General features: G+C 71.5%; 17 protein-coding genes and 7 tRNA genes. 15 read left to right on the top strand and 9 right to left on the bottom strand.

Annotated features, from left to right (window positions below; all coding sequences use genetic code 11):
- Positions 1-77: 77 nt before the first annotated feature.
- The 5 genes from ACYVK7_RS10470 (at position 78) to ACYVK7_RS10450 (ending at position 5089) form a co-directional block, all read left to right on the top strand.
- On the top strand, positions 78-767 hold the full coding sequence (locus tag ACYVK7_RS10470; RefSeq protein WP_460887618.1) for a FadR/GntR family transcriptional regulator: 690 nt from the start codon (positions 78-80) through the stop codon (positions 765-767).
- On the top strand, positions 764-1531 hold the full coding sequence (locus ACYVK7_RS10465; protein WP_460887617.1) for a creatininase family protein: 768 nt from the start codon (positions 764-766) through the stop codon (positions 1529-1531). Before ACYVK7_RS10470 ends, ACYVK7_RS10465 begins: the two co-directional genes overlap by 4 nt.
- Positions 1532-1638: 107 nt before the next feature.
- Positions 1639-2736 (top strand): CE1 family esterase, encoded by a 1098-nt coding sequence (locus tag ACYVK7_RS10460; protein ID WP_460887616.1) that lies wholly within the window; start codon positions 1639-1641, stop codon positions 2734-2736.
- Positions 2733-4295 carry an AbgT family transporter gene (locus tag ACYVK7_RS10455; protein ID WP_460887615.1) on the top strand — a complete coding sequence of 521 codons (1563 nt, stop codon included), beginning with the start codon at positions 2733-2735 and terminating at the stop codon, positions 4293-4295. Before ACYVK7_RS10460 ends, ACYVK7_RS10455 begins: the two co-directional genes overlap by 4 nt.
- 80 nt (positions 4296-4375) lie before the next feature.
- Positions 4376-5089 carry a DUF1361 domain-containing protein gene (locus ACYVK7_RS10450; protein WP_460887614.1) on the top strand — a complete coding sequence of 238 codons (714 nt, stop codon included), beginning with the start codon at positions 4376-4378 and terminating at the stop codon, positions 5087-5089.
- Between the two features lie 72 nt (positions 5090-5161).
- On the opposite strand, the gene ACYVK7_RS10445 is transcribed toward ACYVK7_RS10450, so the two are convergent.
- Both ACYVK7_RS10445 and ACYVK7_RS10440 read right to left on the bottom strand, forming a co-directional pair.
- Positions 5162-6379: a sialidase family protein gene (locus ACYVK7_RS10445; RefSeq protein WP_460887613.1), complete on the bottom strand. Its 1218-nt coding sequence runs from the start codon at positions 6377-6379 to the stop codon at positions 5162-5164.
- A 93-nt stretch (positions 6380-6472) separates the two neighbouring features.
- Positions 6473-6928: a GNAT family N-acetyltransferase gene (locus tag ACYVK7_RS10440; protein ID WP_460887612.1), complete on the bottom strand. Its 456-nt coding sequence runs from the start codon at positions 6926-6928 to the stop codon at positions 6473-6475.
- Between the two features lie 45 nt (positions 6929-6973).
- Here ACYVK7_RS10440 and ACYVK7_RS10435 point away from each other — a divergent pair, with 45 nt between their 5' ends.
- Positions 6974-7936: a GlxA family transcriptional regulator gene (locus tag ACYVK7_RS10435; RefSeq protein WP_460887923.1), complete on the top strand. Its 963-nt coding sequence runs from the start codon at positions 6974-6976 to the stop codon at positions 7934-7936.
- A gap of 120 nt (positions 7937-8056) precedes the next feature.
- On the top strand, positions 8057-9055 hold the full coding sequence (gene gap, locus ACYVK7_RS10430; protein WP_460887611.1) for a type I glyceraldehyde-3-phosphate dehydrogenase: 999 nt from the start codon (positions 8057-8059) through the stop codon (positions 9053-9055).
- Positions 9056-9082: 27 nt separating this feature from the next.
- Here gap and ACYVK7_RS10425 read toward each other — a convergent pair whose 3' ends face one another.
- A complete protein-coding gene (locus ACYVK7_RS10425; RefSeq protein WP_460887610.1) occupies positions 9083-9520 on the bottom strand; it encodes a protein-tyrosine phosphatase family protein in 438 nt (145 codons plus the stop codon).
- A 119-nt stretch (positions 9521-9639) separates the two neighbouring features.
- Here ACYVK7_RS10425 and ACYVK7_RS10420 point away from each other — a divergent pair, with 119 nt between their 5' ends.
- On the top strand, positions 9640-10221 hold the full coding sequence (locus ACYVK7_RS10420) for a dihydrofolate reductase family protein (RefSeq protein WP_460887609.1): 582 nt from the start codon (positions 9640-9642) through the stop codon (positions 10219-10221).
- A gap of 53 nt (positions 10222-10274) precedes the next feature.
- On the opposite strand, the gene ACYVK7_RS10415 is transcribed toward ACYVK7_RS10420, so the two are convergent.
- A complete protein-coding gene (locus tag ACYVK7_RS10415) occupies positions 10275-11939 on the bottom strand; it encodes a beta-1,3-glucanase family protein (protein WP_460887608.1) in 1665 nt (554 codons plus the stop codon).
- Between the two features lie 217 nt (positions 11940-12156).
- Between ACYVK7_RS10415 and ACYVK7_RS10410 the strand changes: the two genes are divergently transcribed.
- Positions 12157-13059 (top strand): alpha/beta fold hydrolase, encoded by a 903-nt coding sequence (locus tag ACYVK7_RS10410; RefSeq protein ID WP_460887607.1) that lies wholly within the window; start codon positions 12157-12159, stop codon positions 13057-13059.
- Positions 13060-13422: 363 nt separating this feature from the next.
- Here the strand turns inward: ACYVK7_RS10410 and ACYVK7_RS10405 are convergent.
- The 4 genes from ACYVK7_RS10405 to ACYVK7_RS10390 form a co-directional block, all read right to left on the bottom strand.
- Positions 13423-13494: transfer RNA gene (locus ACYVK7_RS10405), tRNA-Val, on the bottom strand.
- Between the two features lie 82 nt (positions 13495-13576).
- Positions 13577-14425: an aminotransferase class IV gene (locus ACYVK7_RS10400; RefSeq protein WP_460887606.1), complete on the bottom strand. Its 849-nt coding sequence runs from the start codon at positions 14423-14425 to the stop codon at positions 13577-13579.
- 13 nt (positions 14426-14438) lie between these two features.
- On the bottom strand, positions 14439-15029 hold the full coding sequence (locus tag ACYVK7_RS10395; protein ID WP_460887605.1) for a dihydrofolate reductase family protein: 591 nt from the start codon (positions 15027-15029) through the stop codon (positions 14439-14441).
- A 61-nt stretch (positions 15030-15090) separates the two neighbouring features.
- Complete coding sequence (locus ACYVK7_RS10390; RefSeq protein ID WP_460887922.1) at positions 15091-16209, bottom strand: chorismate-binding protein; 1119 nt, start codon at positions 16207-16209, stop codon at positions 15091-15093.
- A 192-nt stretch (positions 16210-16401) separates the two neighbouring features.
- Here ACYVK7_RS10390 and ACYVK7_RS10385 point away from each other — a divergent pair.
- The 3 genes from ACYVK7_RS10385 (at position 16402) to ACYVK7_RS10375 (ending at position 16681) form a co-directional block, all read left to right on the top strand.
- Positions 16402-16473, top strand: a tRNA-Gly gene (locus ACYVK7_RS10385).
- Between the two features lie 49 nt (positions 16474-16522).
- Positions 16523-16593: transfer RNA gene (locus ACYVK7_RS10380), tRNA-Cys, on the top strand.
- 13 nt (positions 16594-16606) lie between these two features.
- Positions 16607-16681, top strand: a tRNA-Val gene (locus ACYVK7_RS10375).
- A gap of 244 nt (positions 16682-16925) precedes the next feature.
- Here ACYVK7_RS10375 and ACYVK7_RS10370 read toward each other — a convergent pair.
- Positions 16926-17324, bottom strand: a complete 399-nt coding sequence (locus ACYVK7_RS10370; RefSeq protein WP_460887604.1) for a PPOX class F420-dependent oxidoreductase — start codon at positions 17322-17324, stop codon at positions 16926-16928.
- Between the two features lie 139 nt (positions 17325-17463).
- Here ACYVK7_RS10370 and ACYVK7_RS10365 point away from each other — a divergent pair.
- The 3 genes from ACYVK7_RS10365 (at position 17464) to ACYVK7_RS10355 (ending at position 17709) form a co-directional block, all read left to right on the top strand.
- Positions 17464-17535, top strand: a tRNA-Gly gene (locus ACYVK7_RS10365).
- Between the two features lie 27 nt (positions 17536-17562).
- Positions 17563-17633 (top strand) — tRNA-Cys (locus tag ACYVK7_RS10360).
- Between the two features lies 1 nt (position 17634).
- Positions 17635-17709: transfer RNA gene (locus ACYVK7_RS10355), tRNA-Val, on the top strand.
- The last annotated feature ends 378 nt before the right edge of the window (positions 17710-18087 follow it).

Below are 18087 nucleotides of genomic sequence, written 5' to 3'. Positions count from 1 at the left end.
GTCAGCCTAGCGCTCACGGTGCGCGGAGCCACGGACCGGGGTTGACCATCGTGTGGCTAAGTGATTTAGTCACTTCCATGACTCAAGGTAGAGCATCGTTCTCGGAGCAGCTCGCTGACGACATCGTGCGGCTGATCCGCTCCGAGAGCCTCGGACCGGGCGACGTGCTCGAGTCCTCCCGCGACCTGGCCAAGCGCTTCGCCGTCACCACCCCGACCGTCCGGGAAGCCCTGCGGCGCCTCGAGGCGACCGGCGTGGTCGAGCTGCGGCACGGCTCCGGCACCTACATCGGGCCGGGCATCGAGCGGTCGGTGCTCGCCAACCCGCACCGCCCGCACATCACGCGGGACTCGGTGATCGAGCTCGTCCAGGCCCGCCTGGTCATCGAGCCCGGTATCGCCGCGCTCGCCGCGAGCGCCCGCGACGCCGCCGGGCTGCAGCGCCTGGAGGCCGCGACGGCCACGGCTCTGCAGCCGCCGGTGCACGGGTTCCGTCCGGCGCTCAACTTCCACGTGGAGCTGGCGTCGGCGTCGGGCAACAACCTGCTGCGCGAGACCGTGGAGGCGCTGCTGCACGTGCGGGCGTCGGAGCAGACCGAGATCCGGTTCCGCTACGACGACCGCAACCGCGACCACGCGGAGCACCTGGAGATCCTGGCGGCGGTGCGGGACGGTGACGGCGCGGCGGCCGAGCGCCTGACCCGGGAGCACCTGACGACCATCCGGGAGTCGCTGGAGGCCGCGGACTTCGGAGAGGTGACGCCATGAGCGCCCCGGACCGTCTCGCGGAGATGACCACCGTGGAGGCCGCCGAGGCGGTGGCCCGGGGCACGGTGGTGCTGATCCCGGCCGGTGCGCTGGAGCAGCACGGCCCGGGCATGGCGCTCGGGACCGACCTCGTGCGGGCGGAGGCCGTGGTGGAGCGGGTCGCGTCGAACCTGTCCGGCCGGGTCGTGGTCGGGCCGTCGATCCCCGTCGGGGTGTCGCCGCACCACATGGCGTTCCCCGGCACGGTCACGCTGACGACGGGCACGTTCGCCGCCGTGGTGCGCGAGTACGTCACCAGCCTGCACACCCACGGCTGGACCCGGTTCCTGGTGGTCACGGGGCACGGCGGCAACAACGCGGCGCTGACCACGGTGGCGCAGGACCTGCTCGTCTCGCACCCGGGTATCCAGCTCGCCTGGTCGCCCCTGACGTCGCTGGCCGGCGACGCCGTCCGGGCGCTGGAGCCGAGCGCCGTGCACGGCCACTCCGGGGAGGCGGAGACCGCGCAGATGCTGCACCTCGCACCGCACCTGGTGCACACCGACCGTCTCGAGCCGGGTACCACCACCCCGGACCAGCTCGACGACGTCTCCCGGACCGCGCGCCACCACGGGCAGCCCGTGCTCACCCTCCCGTACGACCGGCTCAGCGCCAACGGCGTGCTCGGCGACCCGCGGCGCGTGACCGCCGAGGACGGCGCCGCGATCGTGAAGGCCGTCGTCGGCCGGATCACGACCTTCCTCGAGGAGTGGCTGGCCGCGTAGCCGGCCCTCGCACACCACCTATACCGCAACCTCCCGACGCACCTGGTCCGCCAGGTGTCCATCCCGTCATGCCCGTTCACGCGGGCTGGCACGCAGAAAGGACTCGCATGTCAACGACGACAGCATCACCTCCTGACCGCACACCCGCCCGGGGTGCCCGACGGCGGCCCGGCCGCCGCGCGGCGCTCCTGACTGCGCTGGCGCTCGCCGTCTCCGGCCTGGCCGGACCGTTCGGCGCCACCACGGCGTCCGCCGCGCCCGCGCTGCCCTCCGCGACGTCGCCGTCGGGCGGCGTGGCCCACGCCGCCGCCAGTCCGGGGCGTTCCGCCGGGTGTGGCGCAGACCCGGGGCAGGAGCCCGGGACCAGCGTGCTGCGCACGCTCACCAGCGACGCCCGGGAGCGGAGCGTGCAGCTGCACCTTCCTGAGGGCTACCGCAGCGACCGGGCCTGGCCGGTGGTGCTCGTGTTCCACGGCCGTGGCAACACGGGTGCCGGCACGGAGGCGTTCGCGGGGCTGGACGCCCTGCCCGCGATCGTGGCCTACGGCAACGGCGTGGTCGGCACCGGCGACGGCGACCGGCAGGCCTGGGAGGGCGCGCCGTACTCCGCACCGGGGGTCGACGACGTCGCCTACACGAACGACCTGCTCGACACGCTCGAGGCGGACCTGTGCGTGGACACGCGCCGCGTGTACGCCACGGGCAAGTCGAACGGCGGGGGATTCACCGGCATCCTGGCGTGCGAGCTGTCCGACCGGATCGCGGCGGTGGCGCCGGTGGCGGCCGCGTTCTACGGCACCGGCCACCCGGACTGCGCCCCGGAGCGCCCGGTGCCGGTGATCGAGTTCCACGGCACCGACGACGCGACCATCCCGTACGCCGGGGACGTGGACCGCGGCCTGCCCGACGTCCCGCACTGGGTCGGCGAGTGGGCGGGGCGCAACGACTGCGCCACCGGACCCGGCGCCGAGGCGACGGCCGACGACGTGACCACCTACCGCTGGACGGGCTGCGCCGCCGGCGCCGAGGTGACGCACGTGGCGGTGCTCGGCGGCGGGCACACCTGGCCGGGGGCGGACAGCTACTCCGGCGGCGGGTACACCACGCACAGCATCGAGGCGCACGAGGTGATGTGGGAGTTCCTGGCCGACGAGCGGCTGCCGGTCCGGTTCCTCGCCGAGCGCGGGCAGGAGGTGGCGTCATGACCACCACGTCAAGGTCCGGCACCGCCGGCGGTCCGGGGACCGATCCGGACCGCCTCCCGCCCGTCCTGCGCGCGCTGGCCGTCGTCGAACGCCTCGGCAACGCGCTGCCGCACCCGTTCTGGCTCTTCTGGATCCTCGCGGCGATCCTCGGCGTGGCCAGCGCCGTCCTCGCTGCGGCAGGCGTCTCCGTGGTCTCCCCGGCGGACGGCGAGGAGGTGGTGGTCCAGAACCTGCTCAGCGGCGAGGGGCTCGCGATGGCCGTGGAGACGGCTGTCGACAACTTCGCCGGGTTCGGCCCGATGGGCACCATCGTCGCCGTCATCATGGGGGTCGCGATCGCGGAGCGCACCGGCTTCCTCGCGGCGGCCATGAAGGTCTCCGTGTCCCGCGTGCCGGTGTCGTGGGTGGTGTTCGCCGTCGCGTTCGCCGGCACCGTCTCCCACGTCGCGAGCGCCGCCGCGTACATCATCCTGGTGCCGTTGGGCGGGCTCGCGTTCCGGGCGGTGGGCAAGTCGCCGATCCTCGGCGTGGTCGTGGCCTACACGTCGATCGCGTCCGGCTACGACGCGAGCCCGATCCCGACGCCGAACGACGCGATCTTCGCCGGTATCACCACGGAGGCCGCGCGGATCATCGACCCGGCGGCCTACGTGTCGCCGGTCAGCAACTGGTTCTTCAACATCGCCTCCTCGCTGGTGCTGGCGACCGTGATCACCCTGGTCACCAAGCTGGTCCTGGCCAAGCGTCCCGATCTCGACGCCGACCCGGACGCCGACCTGGACGACGTCGCGAGCCTGGAGCTCACGCCGCGCGACCGGTCTGCCCTGCGCGCGGCCGTGCTGGCGGGTGTCGTCGCCCTGGTCGCTGTCGTCGCGGCGGTGCTCCCGGCGTCGTCCCCGCTGCGGGGCGAGGACGGCAGCCTCACCGAGTCGCCGTTCCTCGGCGGGATCGCCGCCGTCGTGGCCGTCATGTTCGCCCTGGTCGGGACCGTCTACGGCATGCGGTCCGGATCGATCGCCACGGCGGCTGACGTGCCGAGGCTGATGGCGGAGGGAGTACGGCAGATGGCGCCCGTGCTGGTGCTGTTCTTCGCGATCGCGCAGTTCCTGCAGTACTTCACGTGGACGCGCATCGGCGACGTCATCGCCGTGAACTCGGCGAACGCCCTGGAGACCACCGGCGTGCCCATCTGGATCGTGTTCCTGGGGATCCTGGCGCTGCTGTCCCTGGTCAACGTGCTGGTCACGAGCGGTTCGGCGATGTGGGCCATGGCGGCGCCCGTCGTGGTGCCGATGCTCATGCTGCTGGACGTGCCCGCCGAGACCACCCAGGCCCTGTTCCGCATCGCCGACTCGGGGTCCACGGCGATCACGCCGATGAGCCCGTACTTCATCATGGCGCTCGGGTTCCTGCAGCGGTACCGCAAGGACGCGGGCATCGGCACCCTCGCCTCGTACACGCTGCCGCTGGCCGTCTGCATGACGATCGCCTGGACGCTGCTGTTCTTCGCGTGGTGGGGCCTCGGGATCCCGCTCGGGCCGGGGGCGCCCGTGCGGTGACCCGCCCTTGCCGGTCCGTGACCCCGCCGTCGACCCCGCCGTCGAGCGCGACGGCGGGGTCACGGTGAGGATGAGCGGTGATGAACGCCATCCTGCTGCTGCCGCTCGGCATCGTCCTGCTCAACCTCTACGCGCTCGCCCTGGTGCTGCTGCGCGCACCGCTGTTCCGGCTGCCGGTGTACTGGCCGATGGTGCTGAACGTCGGGCTGTCCGTCGCGCCGGCGGTCGTGCTGGGGATCGGGGTGGCCCTGATCGCGGGTGTCGTCGGCCTCTACCCGAACCGGACGCTCCTGTTCGTGCTGATCGCCGTCGTGGCCGTGGTGTGGGTGCTGCTGCTGCCGAACGCGGCCTACCTGGTGACCGAGCTCAACTTCTCCCACCGGCGCCGCGACGACCCGGCGCCGCTCTGGTACGACATCGTGATGGTGCTGGCGCTCGCGCTGTCCGGGGTGCTGAACACCCTGCTCAACCTGCTGCTGGTGCAGCTCGGCTACGTGATGATCGTGCGCCCCAACGACGACGACCCGTACCGGCAGCCCGACTCCTGGGTGCTCGTGGCGATCACCCTCGTGCTGGTGACCGTCGGCATCTACCTGGGCCGGTACATCCGGTTCAACTCCTGGGACCTGCTGCACCCCTGGTCGTTCGTGCGCAAGCTCGTCGAGCACTTCCGGGTGGCGGCCCACCTCAGGACGCTGGCGGGCTTCGTGGTGGTGCACACCATGTTCTTCGGGCTGCTGTACCTGCTCATCGTCGCGCCCGTGATGCTGCTGGTGGCCGCGGTGAGCGGGTGAGTCGGGCGTGCGGGCCTGCGGCCCTGACGCGACGTACCGGGTACGACGAGTCAGGGCCGCAGGCCCGCGCGGTCACTCCGGCAGGGGCGCGACCGCGAAGTAGGTGGTGCAGGTGCCGCCCACCGCGTCGTACCCGGTCGCGAGCTCGAGCAGCTCGCCCCGCTCGGGCATGGCCAGCAGGCTCGAGCTGTAGTTGGGGCAGTAGTTGTTCCAGGGCTCGAGGATCCGGACCGGGGCCTCGGCCGTGCGCCAGGGCGACTCCGGCGCGGCGTCGTTGGTCATGATCGTGGACCCGTTGCCCGGCCGCACCGTCCCGTCCGCGCCGTACAGCATCTGCCCGACGCCGAGCAGCCGCCCGTCGTCGGTGCCATCGTTGTACCAGCTGATGGTGGGGGCGTGCCGGAAGTGGGTGCCGTCGACGGTGCGCACCGGGTTGCCGAGGTGGTCGACCGGCCCCCAGCTCACGCCGTCGGGCGACCGGCGGGTCAGGTGCCGGCACTCCTGGCCGGGGCCGCAGATCTCGTAGCTCATCAGGTACGTGCCGCCGGGCAGCCGGCGCACCACCGGCATGCCGGGGCGCAGCGCCGGGTCCTTGGCCGCCACGACGTTCTCCAGCGGGGACCAGGTCACCCCGTCGGGCGACGTCGACTGCACGATCGTCTGGCTGTGCGCCGGCTGCTGGTTCTCGTCGGAGACGTACAGCACCAGCGTGCCGTCGGGGGAGACGGCGAACTCCGGCTCCCACAACCCCTTGCCGCCGGGAGCGGTGGCCGCTGTCGAGACGTGCTCCCAGGTGCGGCCCTGGTCGGTGCTGGCCCAGACCGGCAGAGTCATCCGGCGCGTGGCCGGGTCCTCCTCCTGCCCGACCGACGCCGACCAGAGCAGCGTGCCGGCCGGCAGGTCGCCCACCTGGCGCGGCAGCTCGTACAGCGTCGAGCAGCACAGGCCGTCGGCGGCCCCCGGGTCGGAGACCGTGCCGATCCGGGTGAACGTGCGGCCGTCGTCCGTACTGGAGAAGATCGCGCCGTGCCCGGCGCCGTCGGCGAAGGTGACGGCGCTGGCGATGATCGTGCCGTTCGCCGCGCCCGAGTGCTCCAGCCGGATGGCGCGCGGGTAGAGGGCCGGACCGTCCATCAGCCGGGTCCCGTTCTCCGCCCCTCCCGGCGGTGGCGCGGTCGCCCCGGGACCGACGTGGGTGGCTGGCGCGGTGGCGGTGGCGGGCGTGACGGCGGTGGTCAGCGCGAGCGCGGCCAGCGCGAGGACCGTGAACAAGCGTCGAGCAGCAGACATGACTAGCACCTCTCGGATCGGCTCTGATCTCGTGGTGGTCGGCCCGCCGCGTCGACGGACCGCCGTCACCGTAGGTGCTCGGTCGGCTTTGAGTCAACGTTGCATCAGATGGTTCCGTGTCGAGAATCCCAGGCGCTCGTAGAACGGCACGGCGGTGTCGCGGGCGTCCAGCGTGAGCTTGCGGACGCCCAGGCGGTCCGCCGCCGCGCAGGTCGCCTCCATGAGCCCGCGTCCGATGCCGGTGCCCTGGTGCTCCGGCACCACGAAGACGCTCTGCACGTCGCCGGAGCGGCGCACGACGTCGCCGGGGTTCGGCGCGCGCTCGAACACCGCCAGCCACGCCATCCCGACCAGCTCTCCCTCCAGGACCGCGACCTGACACACCGACTGCTCGCCCCGTTCCTCCATCCACCGCCGGAGCGCCCTCGCGAACTCCAGGGCCTCGTCCTCGCTCGGTGGCCGGTCGGGGACCGCCCAGCGCCAGCGCAGCATGGCCAGCGCGGGGGCGTCGTCGGGGGTCGCGACTCTGATGACGGGCTCTGACGGCATGGCGTCAGCCTGGCACGGGGCGGCCCCCCGGCGCCGCCACCTAGGATCGCGAGCGTGACCGCGTCGCGCCGGAACCATCAGATCGCCGTCCTGGTGCTCGAGGGCGCCAAGCCGCTCGACGTCGGTATCCCCGCCCAGGTGTTCTCCAACCGGCCGAGCATGCCCTACGAGGTGCGGGTCTGCGGCGCCGAACCGGGCCTGGTCACCGGCGGGGACGGGCTCTCGTACCACGTGGCCGACGGGCTGGACGCGCTCGAGCGCGCCGACACCGTGTTCGTCCCCGGCTACCGGACGCCGGACGTCGCCGACCCGCCCGCCGTCGTCGTCGACGCGCTCAGGACCGCCCATGCCCGCGGGGCCAGGCTCGCCGCCATCTCGACCGGGGCGTTCGCGCTGGCGGCGACGGGCCTGCTCGACGGCAGGCGTGCCACCACCCACTGGCACTACACGCGGGCGCTGCGCGACCGCTACCCGCTCGTGCGGGTGGACGAGAACGTGCTGTTCGTGGACGAGGGCGGCGTGCTGACCTCCGCGGGCGCCGCGTCGGGCATCGACCTGTGCCTGCACCTGGTGCGGCGCGACCACGGGGTGGGGCTGTCGAACCATGTGGCCAGGAGGCTCGTGGCCGCACCGTACCGCAGCGGGGGACAGGCACAGTACGTGCCCCGCAGCGTTCCCGAGCCGCTCGGCGACGTGTTCGCCGACACCCGGGAGTGGGCCCTGGAGCACCTCGCCGAACCGCTGACCCTGGAGGCGCTCGCGCGCAACGCCCGGGTCTCCGCGCGCACCTTCTCGCGGCGGTTCGTCGAGGACACCGGGTACACGCCGATGCAGTGGGTGCTCCGGGCGCGCGTGGACCTGGCGCGGGAGCTGCTGGAGCGCAGCGACCTGGGCGTCGAGCAGATCGCGCACCGGGTGGGGCTGGGTACCGCGGCCAACCTGCGCCTGCACTTCCACCGGATCCTCGGCACGTCGCCGACGGAGTACCGGCACACGTTCTCGGCGTGACGACGCGACAGAGGGGTGGCGAGATCCTTGCGGACAGTGGCGATATGTCTGGCGAGTTGCTTGCGCACCATGGCGTTCCAGCCGCTTTCGACGTGGCGGCGGCCGGCCGAGCATGGAGGCATGACCAACATCGCCATCAACGGCTTCGGCCGCATCGGACGCAACTCCCTGCGCGCCCTGCTCGAGCGGGACAGCGACCTCACCGTCGTCGCGATCAACGACCTCACCGCCCCGGACGCGCTCGCACACCTGCTCAAGTACGACAGCGCGCTCGGCCGCCTCGGCCGCTCCGTCGAGGTGGACGGCGACGAGCTCGTCGTGGACGGACGCCGCATCCGGGTGCTCGGCGAGCGGGAGCCCGCCAAGCTGCCCTGGGCGGAGCTCGGCGTCGACATCGTGCTCGAGTCGACCGGGCGCTTCACCTCGGCCGACGCGGCCCGCGCGCACCTCGATGCCGGCGCGCGTCGGGTGCTGGTCAGCGCACCGGCCACCGGCGCCGACGTGACGCTCGCCTACGGCGTGAACACCGACGACTACGACCCGGCACGGCACACGATCGTCTCGAACGCGTCGTGCACCACCAACGCGCTGGCGCCCCTGGCCGCCGTCCTGGACGACCTGGCCGGGATCGAGCACGGGTTCATGACCACGGTGCACGCCTACACGCAGGAGCAGAACCTGCAGGACGGCCCGCACCGCGACCTGCGCAGGGCGCGCGCCGCCGCCGTCAACATCGCCCCGACGACGACGGGCGCCGCCAAGGCCATCGGCCTGGTGCTGCCGAGGCTGAACGGCAAGCTGTCGGGCGACTCGATCCGGGTGCCCGTGCCTGTCGGCTCCCTCGTGGAGCTCAACACCACGGTCGCTCGCGAGGTCACCCGCGAGGAGGTGCTGGCGGCGTACCGTGCGGCGGCCGACGGCGCCCTGAAGGGCATCCTCGACTACTCCGACGAGCCGCTGGTCTCCAGCGACATCACGGGCGAGCCGGCGTCCGCGATCTTCGACGCCGCTCTGGTCCGCGTGGACGGCGCGCACGTCAAGGTCGTGGCCTGGTACGACAACGAGTGGGGCTTCTCCAACCGCGTGATCGACACGCTGGAGCTGCTCGCGCGCGCGTGAGTGGTGGGCCGGCCCTGAGCGGTCGAGCTACCGACCAAGCACCCGGGCGCCCGCCTCCTCCACCCACCGCTTCTGCCCCCGGGTCTCCACTGCCCGGGGGCGGTAGTGCGCACGGACCCAGGCCACGGCGGCGTCGGGCGCGACGCCGCTCAGGACGGCCAGGAGAGCCAGTGCGGTACCGGTCCTGCCGGTCCCGCCGCCGCAGGCGATCTCCACCCGCTCGGACTCCGCCCGCGAGTGCGCCTCCCGCAGCGCGGCCACGGCCTGCTCCGTCGAGTCGGGCAGGCGGAAGTCACGCCATCGGACCCATTCGTACGCCCACTCGGGTCGCGGGTCCTTGCCGAGCAGGTAGACCGCGAAGTCGGGTGCAGGGGCGTCCCCGCGCGGACGACGCAGGCGGGTGCCGCGCACGCGCCGGCCGTCGGGGAGCTCGACCACGCCGTCGATCAGGTCCCACTGGTTCATCGCCCCAGAGTAGTGAGCCGTCCACCGATGAGTACTGCGGTCCTCCGCAGTCGTACGGTCAGGGAAACCGGAGGGAGAGGGCGCAGTCGTACGGTCAGGGAAACCGGAGGGAGAGTGCAATGAGCAGGATCTTCACGCACATGACCATGTCGCTGGACGGGTTCATCGCCGACCCGCACGACCGCATCGACGATCTCTTCGACTGGTACGGCGCCGGCGACGTGGTGGTGCCGAGCGCCAACGAGAACATTTCGCTCACGGTCGACGAGGCCAGTGCCGGGGTGCTGCACGACCTGACCGGGAACGTGGGGGCCCTCGTCGCGGGGCGTCGCCTGTTCGACATCACCGACGGGTGGGAGGACAACCACCCTGTCGGCGCCCCGGTCGTCGTGGTCACCCACCACACCCCCGAGAACGCCGACCGCTGGCCGCGGACGACGTTCGTCGGCGACGTCGGCGCGGCCGTCGAGCGGGCCAGGGAGATCGCGGGCGGGCAGGACGTGACCATCGCGAGCGCGAGCATCGCCCAGCAGGCGCTCACGCTCGGCCTGGTGGACGAGGTGTGCGTCAGCCTCGCGCCCGTCCTGCTGGGGGAGGGGATCCCGTACTTCGCGAACCTCGGCGGGCGGGTGCTGCTGGATGACCCGGTCACCGTGCAGGGGCGGCGCGCCGTGCACCTGCGGTACGCGGTGCGACGCTGAAACGGCCCCCGTCCGGTGCGGACGGGGGCCGTGCTCCGGGACTCAGCCGGGACTCAGAAGGTCCAGCGCTGGGCGTCCGTGCTCGAGCAGGTGCGGATCTCGAGACGCTGGCCGTCGTGCAGCGGAGTACCGCCCACCGCCGTCAGGCACTTGCCGGACTGCGGGTTGACGAGGGCCTGTGAGGCGGACCGGTAGGTCCAGCTCTGGGCGCCCGTGCCGTTGCAGGTCCACAGCTGGACCACGGCGCCGTCCGCGGTGCTGCCCCCCGAGATGTCCATGCACCGGCCGAGCGCGCTGAGCGTCGACCCGGACCGGGTCCAGGACTGGGCCGCGTTGCCGCTGCAGTTCACGATCTGCAGCGGGTTGCCGTCGTGCGAGTCGGCCCAGGGGACGTCCACGCACATGCCGTTCGCCGCGTGGACGGCGCTGGTGCCCTGCGGCAGGCCGGACCCGTCGTCACCGCCGCCGTCGTCACCGCCGCCGTCGGAGCCGGCGATGGGCGTCGCGGCGCCCTGGAACGGGTCGAGCTGCATGTAGGCGGCGGTGGGGTTGCCGTCGTGCACCAGCGACTCCTGTGCCAGCACGTCGTCGAACGCGAAGCCGTAGGCCCGGCCGTTCGCCATCTGCTCGTGGATGTACTTGGAGTAGTAGTCGGTCACGGACTCCTGGTAGAAACCCGACGTACTGGTGCCGGGCTGGGTGGTGGTGGTGAGCAGGGTCGTGCGATGGAACCCGGCGCACAGCGTGCGGGCGATGGCGCCGATGTCGTTGTTCGGCGCCGCGAGGTCCTTGTAGCAGCCGAAGATCGAGTCGCTCGACGGCTTGCGGAACTCCGTGACGTAGGCGCCCGAGGCGTCGGTGAACCGCATGACGCCGTTGACCACGCGGCCCGTGAACCGAGCAGCCGGGTCGTACGAGTAGGGCGCGACCGTGAGCGGTTCGTTCGCGTACTTGGCCCACACCCGGTCGACGTAGCCGGCCATCATGTTGGCGTCCATCTGTCCCGTCTCGATCGCGTGGCCGGGGGCCAGGACCCGCAGCAGCGAACCGTCGGGCGCGTACTGCTCCAGGTTGCCCCAGCCAGGCGTGCTGTTGAGCGCGTCGACCACGTTGGCGTAGCCGTCCGGCTTCAGCATGCCGGTGCTGAGCACGGTGCCGTCGCTCTTCTTCAGGCCCGTCTGGTAGGGGGCGGAGAGGAAGTCGACCTGGGTGCTGTTGATCCACAGGCCGTCGTCGTTGAGCGTGAACTCGGTCCAGGCGAACAGCTTGTTGCGGTTCGGGTCCTGCGGGTTCTGGACCGCCGGCTGCACCAGCTGCCCGTTGTTGACGATCTTGAACGACAGCTTGCTGCCGTAGGAGAAGTACACCCGGCCGGACATCTTGGGCAGCTGGATGGTCTTCGACTGCCCGTCCGCCGGGCCCACGATCGAGGCGTCGGGGGCGTCCACGGGCACCCCGCCCACCGTGGGCCACTGGTGGAACGTGCCGTTCGCGTCGGACCAGCCCAGCCGGCCCTCGCCGGGGGTGCCGAGCACGTAGACGAAGACCTGGTCTCCGCGACCGGAGTCGTTGGTGATGGTCATGGGGATGGTGGCGGGAACCGCCGTGGCGGTGGTCGTGGGCTGTGTGACCACGAGGGCGGCAGCGGTGACGGCGAGCGTGCCGAGTACCGCTACGGCGCGCATGAGCCTGCGGAATCTGGGTCTGGGTCGTGACATGGGGAGATCTCCTCGTATTCCGTTCGGTACGTCGTTGTACTTACTGGACTGTCAGCAAAGTGGATATTAGTGAGGAATCCTGCCTATGTCACTAGCGGGACGAGAACTGGTTGCGCCGGTGGGCACCCGGCTAGCCTGGTCGGAGTGGGCCAGCCCGGGACCGGGCGCCGGTCGGCCGGCGCCGCCCGGACGCCGACCAGCAAGAGGAGGGGTCCAGATGGACGCGTTCGACAAGCCGCGCCACCGCAGTCTCGACGTCGGCGGGCTGGAGATCTTCTACCGGGAGGCAGGCGCGAAAGACCTGCCTTGCGTCCTGCTGCTGCACGGCTTCCCCAGCTCCTCGCACAGCTTTCGGCAGGTGCTCTCGCCGCTGGCGGAGGTGAGCCGCGTCGTCGCGCCGGACCTACCGGGCTTCGGGTTCTCCGCCGCGCCAGGTGTCGACGAGTACGACTACACGTTCGCCCACCTGGCAGACACGGTCGAGGCGTTCCTCGACCGGATCGGGGTGGACGAGTTCTTCGTCTACCTGCACGACTTCGGCGCCCCGGTCGGCTACCACCTCGCCACGCGGCACCCCGAGCGGATCCTCGGCCTCATGGTGCAGAACGGCAACGCCCACGAGGACGGGCTGGGCAGCCAGTGGGACGGTGCGAGGGCGTACTGGGCCGACCCCTCGGAGGCCAACCGCGCGCGGCTGCCCGAGTGGCTCAACTTCGAGGGCGTCCGCGACGAGTACGTGAGCGGGGTGCCGGAGCGGGTACGGGTGCTCCAGCCGCCCGAGTCCTGGCACCTGGACTGGGAGCGGATGTCGCGGCCCGGAAACCTCGATGCCCAGTTCCGGCTGTTCCGCGACTATGCGAACCACGTCGCCCGGTTCGGTGAGCTCGCCGACTACCACCGGATCCATCAGCCGCCGTGCCTGGTGCTCTGGGGGCGCCACGACGCGTACTTCGACCTGGCCGAGATCATGGGCTACGCGAGGGACCTCGACCGGCTGGAGATGCATGTGTACGACGCCGGCCACATGCTGCTCGAGACCCACTCGCGCGAGTGTGCGGCGGTGATGGGGGCGTTCGTCAAGGACGTCGGCGCTGCCACGGCGGTCGGCGGTCCGCTGTGAGTTGAGGCGCGCTCGGCCGGGGTTCCGGCGTGCGGCTCGGTCGTGCGGCGCGGGCGGTTTGTGGGCGCCGAACCGCAACTCCCTGGTGGACTGAGGTGCCGAGCCGCAACGAACACGTGCCAGCGCACGCGGATCGACGTGCAAGGTTCGGCTCGACACGTGGAGTGAGCATCAGCTTGCGGGTCGGCGTCGGAGGTCGACGGCCTTGACCACCAACGTGCGGTTCTGTCCCGGTATCGCTCGTCCGGGCTCTCGCCCCGTCGGGTGCCGTGCCAGTCATCGCCGTGCCCATCCTCGCGTCGAGGGCATGCGAAAGGCCCTCCCGCTCAGCGTTTCCACTGGCTGGAGGGCCTTTCTGCACGGTGGGCGATACTGGGATCGAACCAGTGACCTCTTCGGTGTGAACGAAGCGCGCTACCCCTGCGCCAATCGCCCGTGCTGCCAACCCCGTAGGGCGTGCGTGGACGATATTAGCCTGCTTCGAGCGCGGATGCGAAATCCGAATCGCCCAGCCGGGTCAGGGATCGATCCGCTCCCGCATGTTCCGCTCGAACAGGTCGCGCGCGGCGCTCGACAGCTCGCCCACCTCCAGGTCCACGCCGTCCAGCCATACCGTGGGCTGCACGTTGCGCACGGATCCCGTCAGCAGCATCCGAGCCTCACCGGCGGCCACCTGGTCGAGCACCGTGAACGGCAGCTCCCCGTCCTTCGCCTCGCGAACGGGCAGCCCTGCCTCCGCGCCCCACTCGAGCAGCAGCTCGCGCGTGATGCCGGCCAGACAGCCCACGCTGAGCGGGGGAGTGACGAGCTCGCCACCGATCTCGATGAACACGTTCGAGCCGGTGCCCTCGCACAGGTCGCCCCGGGTGTTCGCGAACACGGACTCGTCGCCGCCCTTGGCGATGGCGTCGGCCAGCGCCACGACGTTCTCGGCGTACGAGGTGGTCTTCAGGCCAGCGACCGCGCTGTTCTCGTTGCGGGTCCACGGGGAGCGGGCGGCGCGCCCGGTGGGGACGACGACGGCGGGGGTCGCCGCCACGACGACCGTCTGCGGTGTGTCCGACCGACCGGAGCCGAGCGGACCGACGCCGTCCGTCACGGTGATGCGCAGGCGTCCGGCGTCGGGTGCCGCGGCGAGGACGGCGTCGACACCGCCGCGCACCTTGTGCAGGTCGAGGTCCGCCATGCCCATGCCGGCCGCCGAGCGTTCCAGGCGTGCGAGATGTCGCGTCAGCGCGAACGCCTGACCGCCGAGGACGGCGCAGGTCTCGAAGACGCCGTCGCCGACGGTGATGCCGTGGTCCACCGCGCTGAGCGCGGCCTCGTCGGGCGCGACCATGCGCCCCTCTGTCCAGATGACGGTCATGCGCCCCAGTCTGTCACCGGCGCAACGTGATGTGCGTGACCTCTGGCGTGTGCCGTACGGAGGTGGAGCCGAACTCGATGGGCGGCACGCCGTCGAACACGCGAGTGCCCGAGCCGAGCGTGAAGGGCACCACGTGCAGCCGTAGCTCGTCGACGTGCCCAGCGGCGAGGTACTCGTTCAGCGTGGTGGCTCCTCCGGTGATGGAGATGTCACCGTCGCCCGCGGCCGCCCGGGCCTGCTCCAGCGCGCTCTCGATGCCGTCCGTCACGAAGTGGAACGTGGTGCCGCCCTCCATCGGGATCGGGTCGCGCGCGTGGTGCGTCAGGACGAAGACGGGCCCGTGGTACGGCGGGTTCTCACCCCACCAGCCCTTCCAGTCCTGGTCCCACGACCCACGGCCGGGGGTGAACATGTTGCGCCCCATGATGTACGCGCCGGCTCCCACGACCGCGTCGACCTCGGCCTTGTGTGCGTCCCCGTGCTCGAACATCCAGGTGTGCAGCCGTTCGCCCGCGAGCGGCCCGAACGGGTGCTCGAGGCTCTGGTCGTGCCCGGCGGAGTAGCCGTCGAGCGACACTGCCATATCTGCTTTGATGATTCCCATGCCTGTCCGACGGAGCGGCCGGGCAGAACTCATCGGCCTGCGCGGCAGGACTTCCACGTCCCTATGACGACGCCAGCGCGACCAGCCGCTCCGCCTTGAGCTCGGTCTCGTGCCACTCGGCCGTCGGGTCGGAGCCCCAGGTGATGCCGGCGCCGGTGCCGAACCGCAGCACGCCGCCGGATCCGTCGTCGGCCCACCAGAACGTGCGGATGCCGACGGCGAGGGAGGCCGCGCCGTCGGCCACCCACCCCACGGCGCCGCAGTACGGGCCGCGGGGCGCGGGCTCCAGCTCGCCGATGATCCGCAGCGCGCTCGACTTCGGCGCACCCGAGACCGAACCGGGCGGGAAGGTGCCGGCCAGCAGCCGCCGCCACAGGTCGCCGGAGCCGGCGACGTCGTCGGTCAGGGTGCCGCGGACGCGGGAGACGAGGTGGACCAGGCCGGGGTGCTCCTCGACGGCGAGCAGCGAGGTCACCTCGACGGTGCCGGGGCGGCAGACCGTCTGCAGGTCGTTGCGCACGAGGTCCGTGATCATCACGTTCTCGGCCCGGTCCTTGTCGGTGAGCCCGCCGGGGGTGCGGGCGGTGCCCTTGATCGGCCCCGACTCCACGACGGTCCCCGTCCCTGGCTCCTGCCGCACGGACAGGTACAGCTCGGGGGAGGCACTCACCACCCACACGGGGTCCAGCCCGGTGGCGGCGGGCACGTGGACGGCGGCGGCGTGCGGGGCGGGGTTGCCCGCGGCCAGCCGTGCGGCGAGCGCCCGGGCGTCGGGCTCGGCGCCGTGCGCGCCACCCAGCGGCGCCGACAGCACCCGGCAGATGTTGGCCTGGTAGACGTCGCCGTCGCGCACGTGCTCGCGTACCCGGCCGACGGCGGCCTCGTAGCCGGCGCGGTCCATGGAGGACGTCCAGGCGTCGTGCGGCGGGCCGTGCCAGGAGCCGGCGGGGGGCGCGACGGCGTCGTCGTGCACGTCGTCGTGCACGCGGGCGAAGCGCCACGCGCGTGCCCGGCCGCCCGCGCGGGTGCCGGGGCCCGCGTGCGTGCCCGCCTCGAAGTCGGCGACGACGAACCAGGCTCCCGTCGCGAGCCGTTCGGGCTGGGTCAGGACGTCGATGCACTCGACCGCATCGGTCGCCGTGCGCCCGGCGAAGCGTGCCCAGCTGGTGTCGCCGGTCACGTCGGGCGGGGGAGTAGCCAGGACGGACCGAGACCGAACTGGCGCGATCGTGCGCTTTGCGGGCGGATGGGCCGGGCTGGGGGACACGGGACAACCGTACGGCGGCGCGTGCGATTGGACGGTTCGCCCTCCCGTCGATTAATGTTCAGATCACGCCGGAACACCGGGGGAAACCCCAGGATGCCCGGCTTCGCGGATGTAGCTCAGTGGTAGAGCATCACCTTGCCAAGGTGAGGGTCGCGGGTTCAAGTCCCGTCATCCGCTCGGAAAAGCCGCTCTCGTAGGATCTTCGGCTGAAGAGAGCACCCAGCACGGTGGGTTGGCCGAGTGGCGAGGCAGCGGCCTGCAAAGCCGTACACACGGGTTCGAATCCCGTACCCACCTCGCAATGCAGCATGGGCGATTGGCGCAGCGGTAGCGCGCTTCCCTGACACGGAAGAGGTCACTGGTTCGATCCCAGTATCGCCCACCACCTTCGAAGGCCCCCTGAACAGCGGAAACGCTGTCCAGGGGGCCTTTCGCGCGTTGCGGGGGTGCTCCGGCCGGGGGGTCCGGGTCCGTGGTCCCGTCGCCGGCCCAGCGTGCACGTTCACCCGCGCGACTCTGGAAGGATGCGTCGATGCAGCTCCGCCCACAGATCGTGTGCCTGTGCGGCTCGACTCGGTTCGCCGGGGCTGCTGGTCGACCCGCGGGAGGGTCGTGGCAGGGATGCCGGGCTACTGCGTCGTGTAGTGCTCGATGCTCATCACGAGGATGACGCGGTCGGGGCTGTCGGACGGCGGCTGCGTGTCCGGGAGGCCGTACCGCTTGCCCAGGTGGACGTAGTACGCCCCGGTCGGGTCCGGGATGGCCTCGATCAGGCGGCCGCGCACCTCGAGGTAGTTGAACGGGTTCTCGTCGTTGAGGATCGAGAGGCTCATCGAGGGGTTGTGCTGCAAGTTGCGGTACTTGGCGCGCTTGGCGGAGTGGGTGAAGCGCAGCGTCTCGCCGTCGAAGTCGAACCACATCGGGTTGACCTGCACGGTGTCGTCCGGCCGGATCGTGCCGAGGAACGCGTAGTTCGGCGCCTCGAGCAGCGGGATGAGGTGGGCGGGGATCACATCGGTCGCACTCATACCGCCGAACATAACCTGGCTCGGTCCCGAGGACGCGTCGCAGGTGGCGTGGTCATTTCGATTGGACCGACACACCGTTTGTGAACTACTCTTCCGGAGCGTCACCACAGGGGCCCGAAAGGGTCCGAGCTGGTGCATCGCGGATGTAGCTCAGTGGTAGAGCATCACCTTGCCAAGGTGAGGGTCGCGGGTTCAAGTCCCGTCATCCGCTCGAAACCCGCTTTTGGGTGGGGAGCACGGTGGGTTGGCCGAGAGGCGAGGCAGCGGCCTGCAAAGCCGTACACACGGGTTCGAATCCCGTACCCACCTCGGGCGATTGGCGCAGCGGTAGCGCGCTTCCCTGACACGGAAGAGGTCACTGGTTCGATCCCAGTATCGCCCACCAGCACGGCCCCGGACTGCGGTCCGGGGCCTTTTGCGTTGCCGGCGGACCGGCTCGTCCCGCCGCCGAGTGCAGACTTCGACGCGCCACTGGTCGACGGGTGCAGACATCGTTGCGGTACGTGGAGCCGGAACCGCAGCTAACTCTGCACCGGCGACGGCAGCCCGCAACCAACTCTGCACTCGTCCGGGAGACGCAACGGTGCCCTGTGCTGCGGCGCCCAGGTCGAGCTGTTCCGGCGCGTCGCTCACCGCGCACAGCGCCCCGCCGCAGTCGGTCTTGCCGTGGAGAGCCACTCGAAACGATCACTACCGAACAAACTGTTGGCGTCCGCGCGCACTCGGGCTAACGTATCGGTCACTTCCGGAACCTGTCCGAACA

The sequence above is a fragment of the Promicromonospora xylanilytica genome (assembly GCF_054782895.1).
The sequence above is the reverse complement of the archived record's forward strand: the minus strand, read 5'-3'. Positions and strand labels throughout refer to the sequence as shown.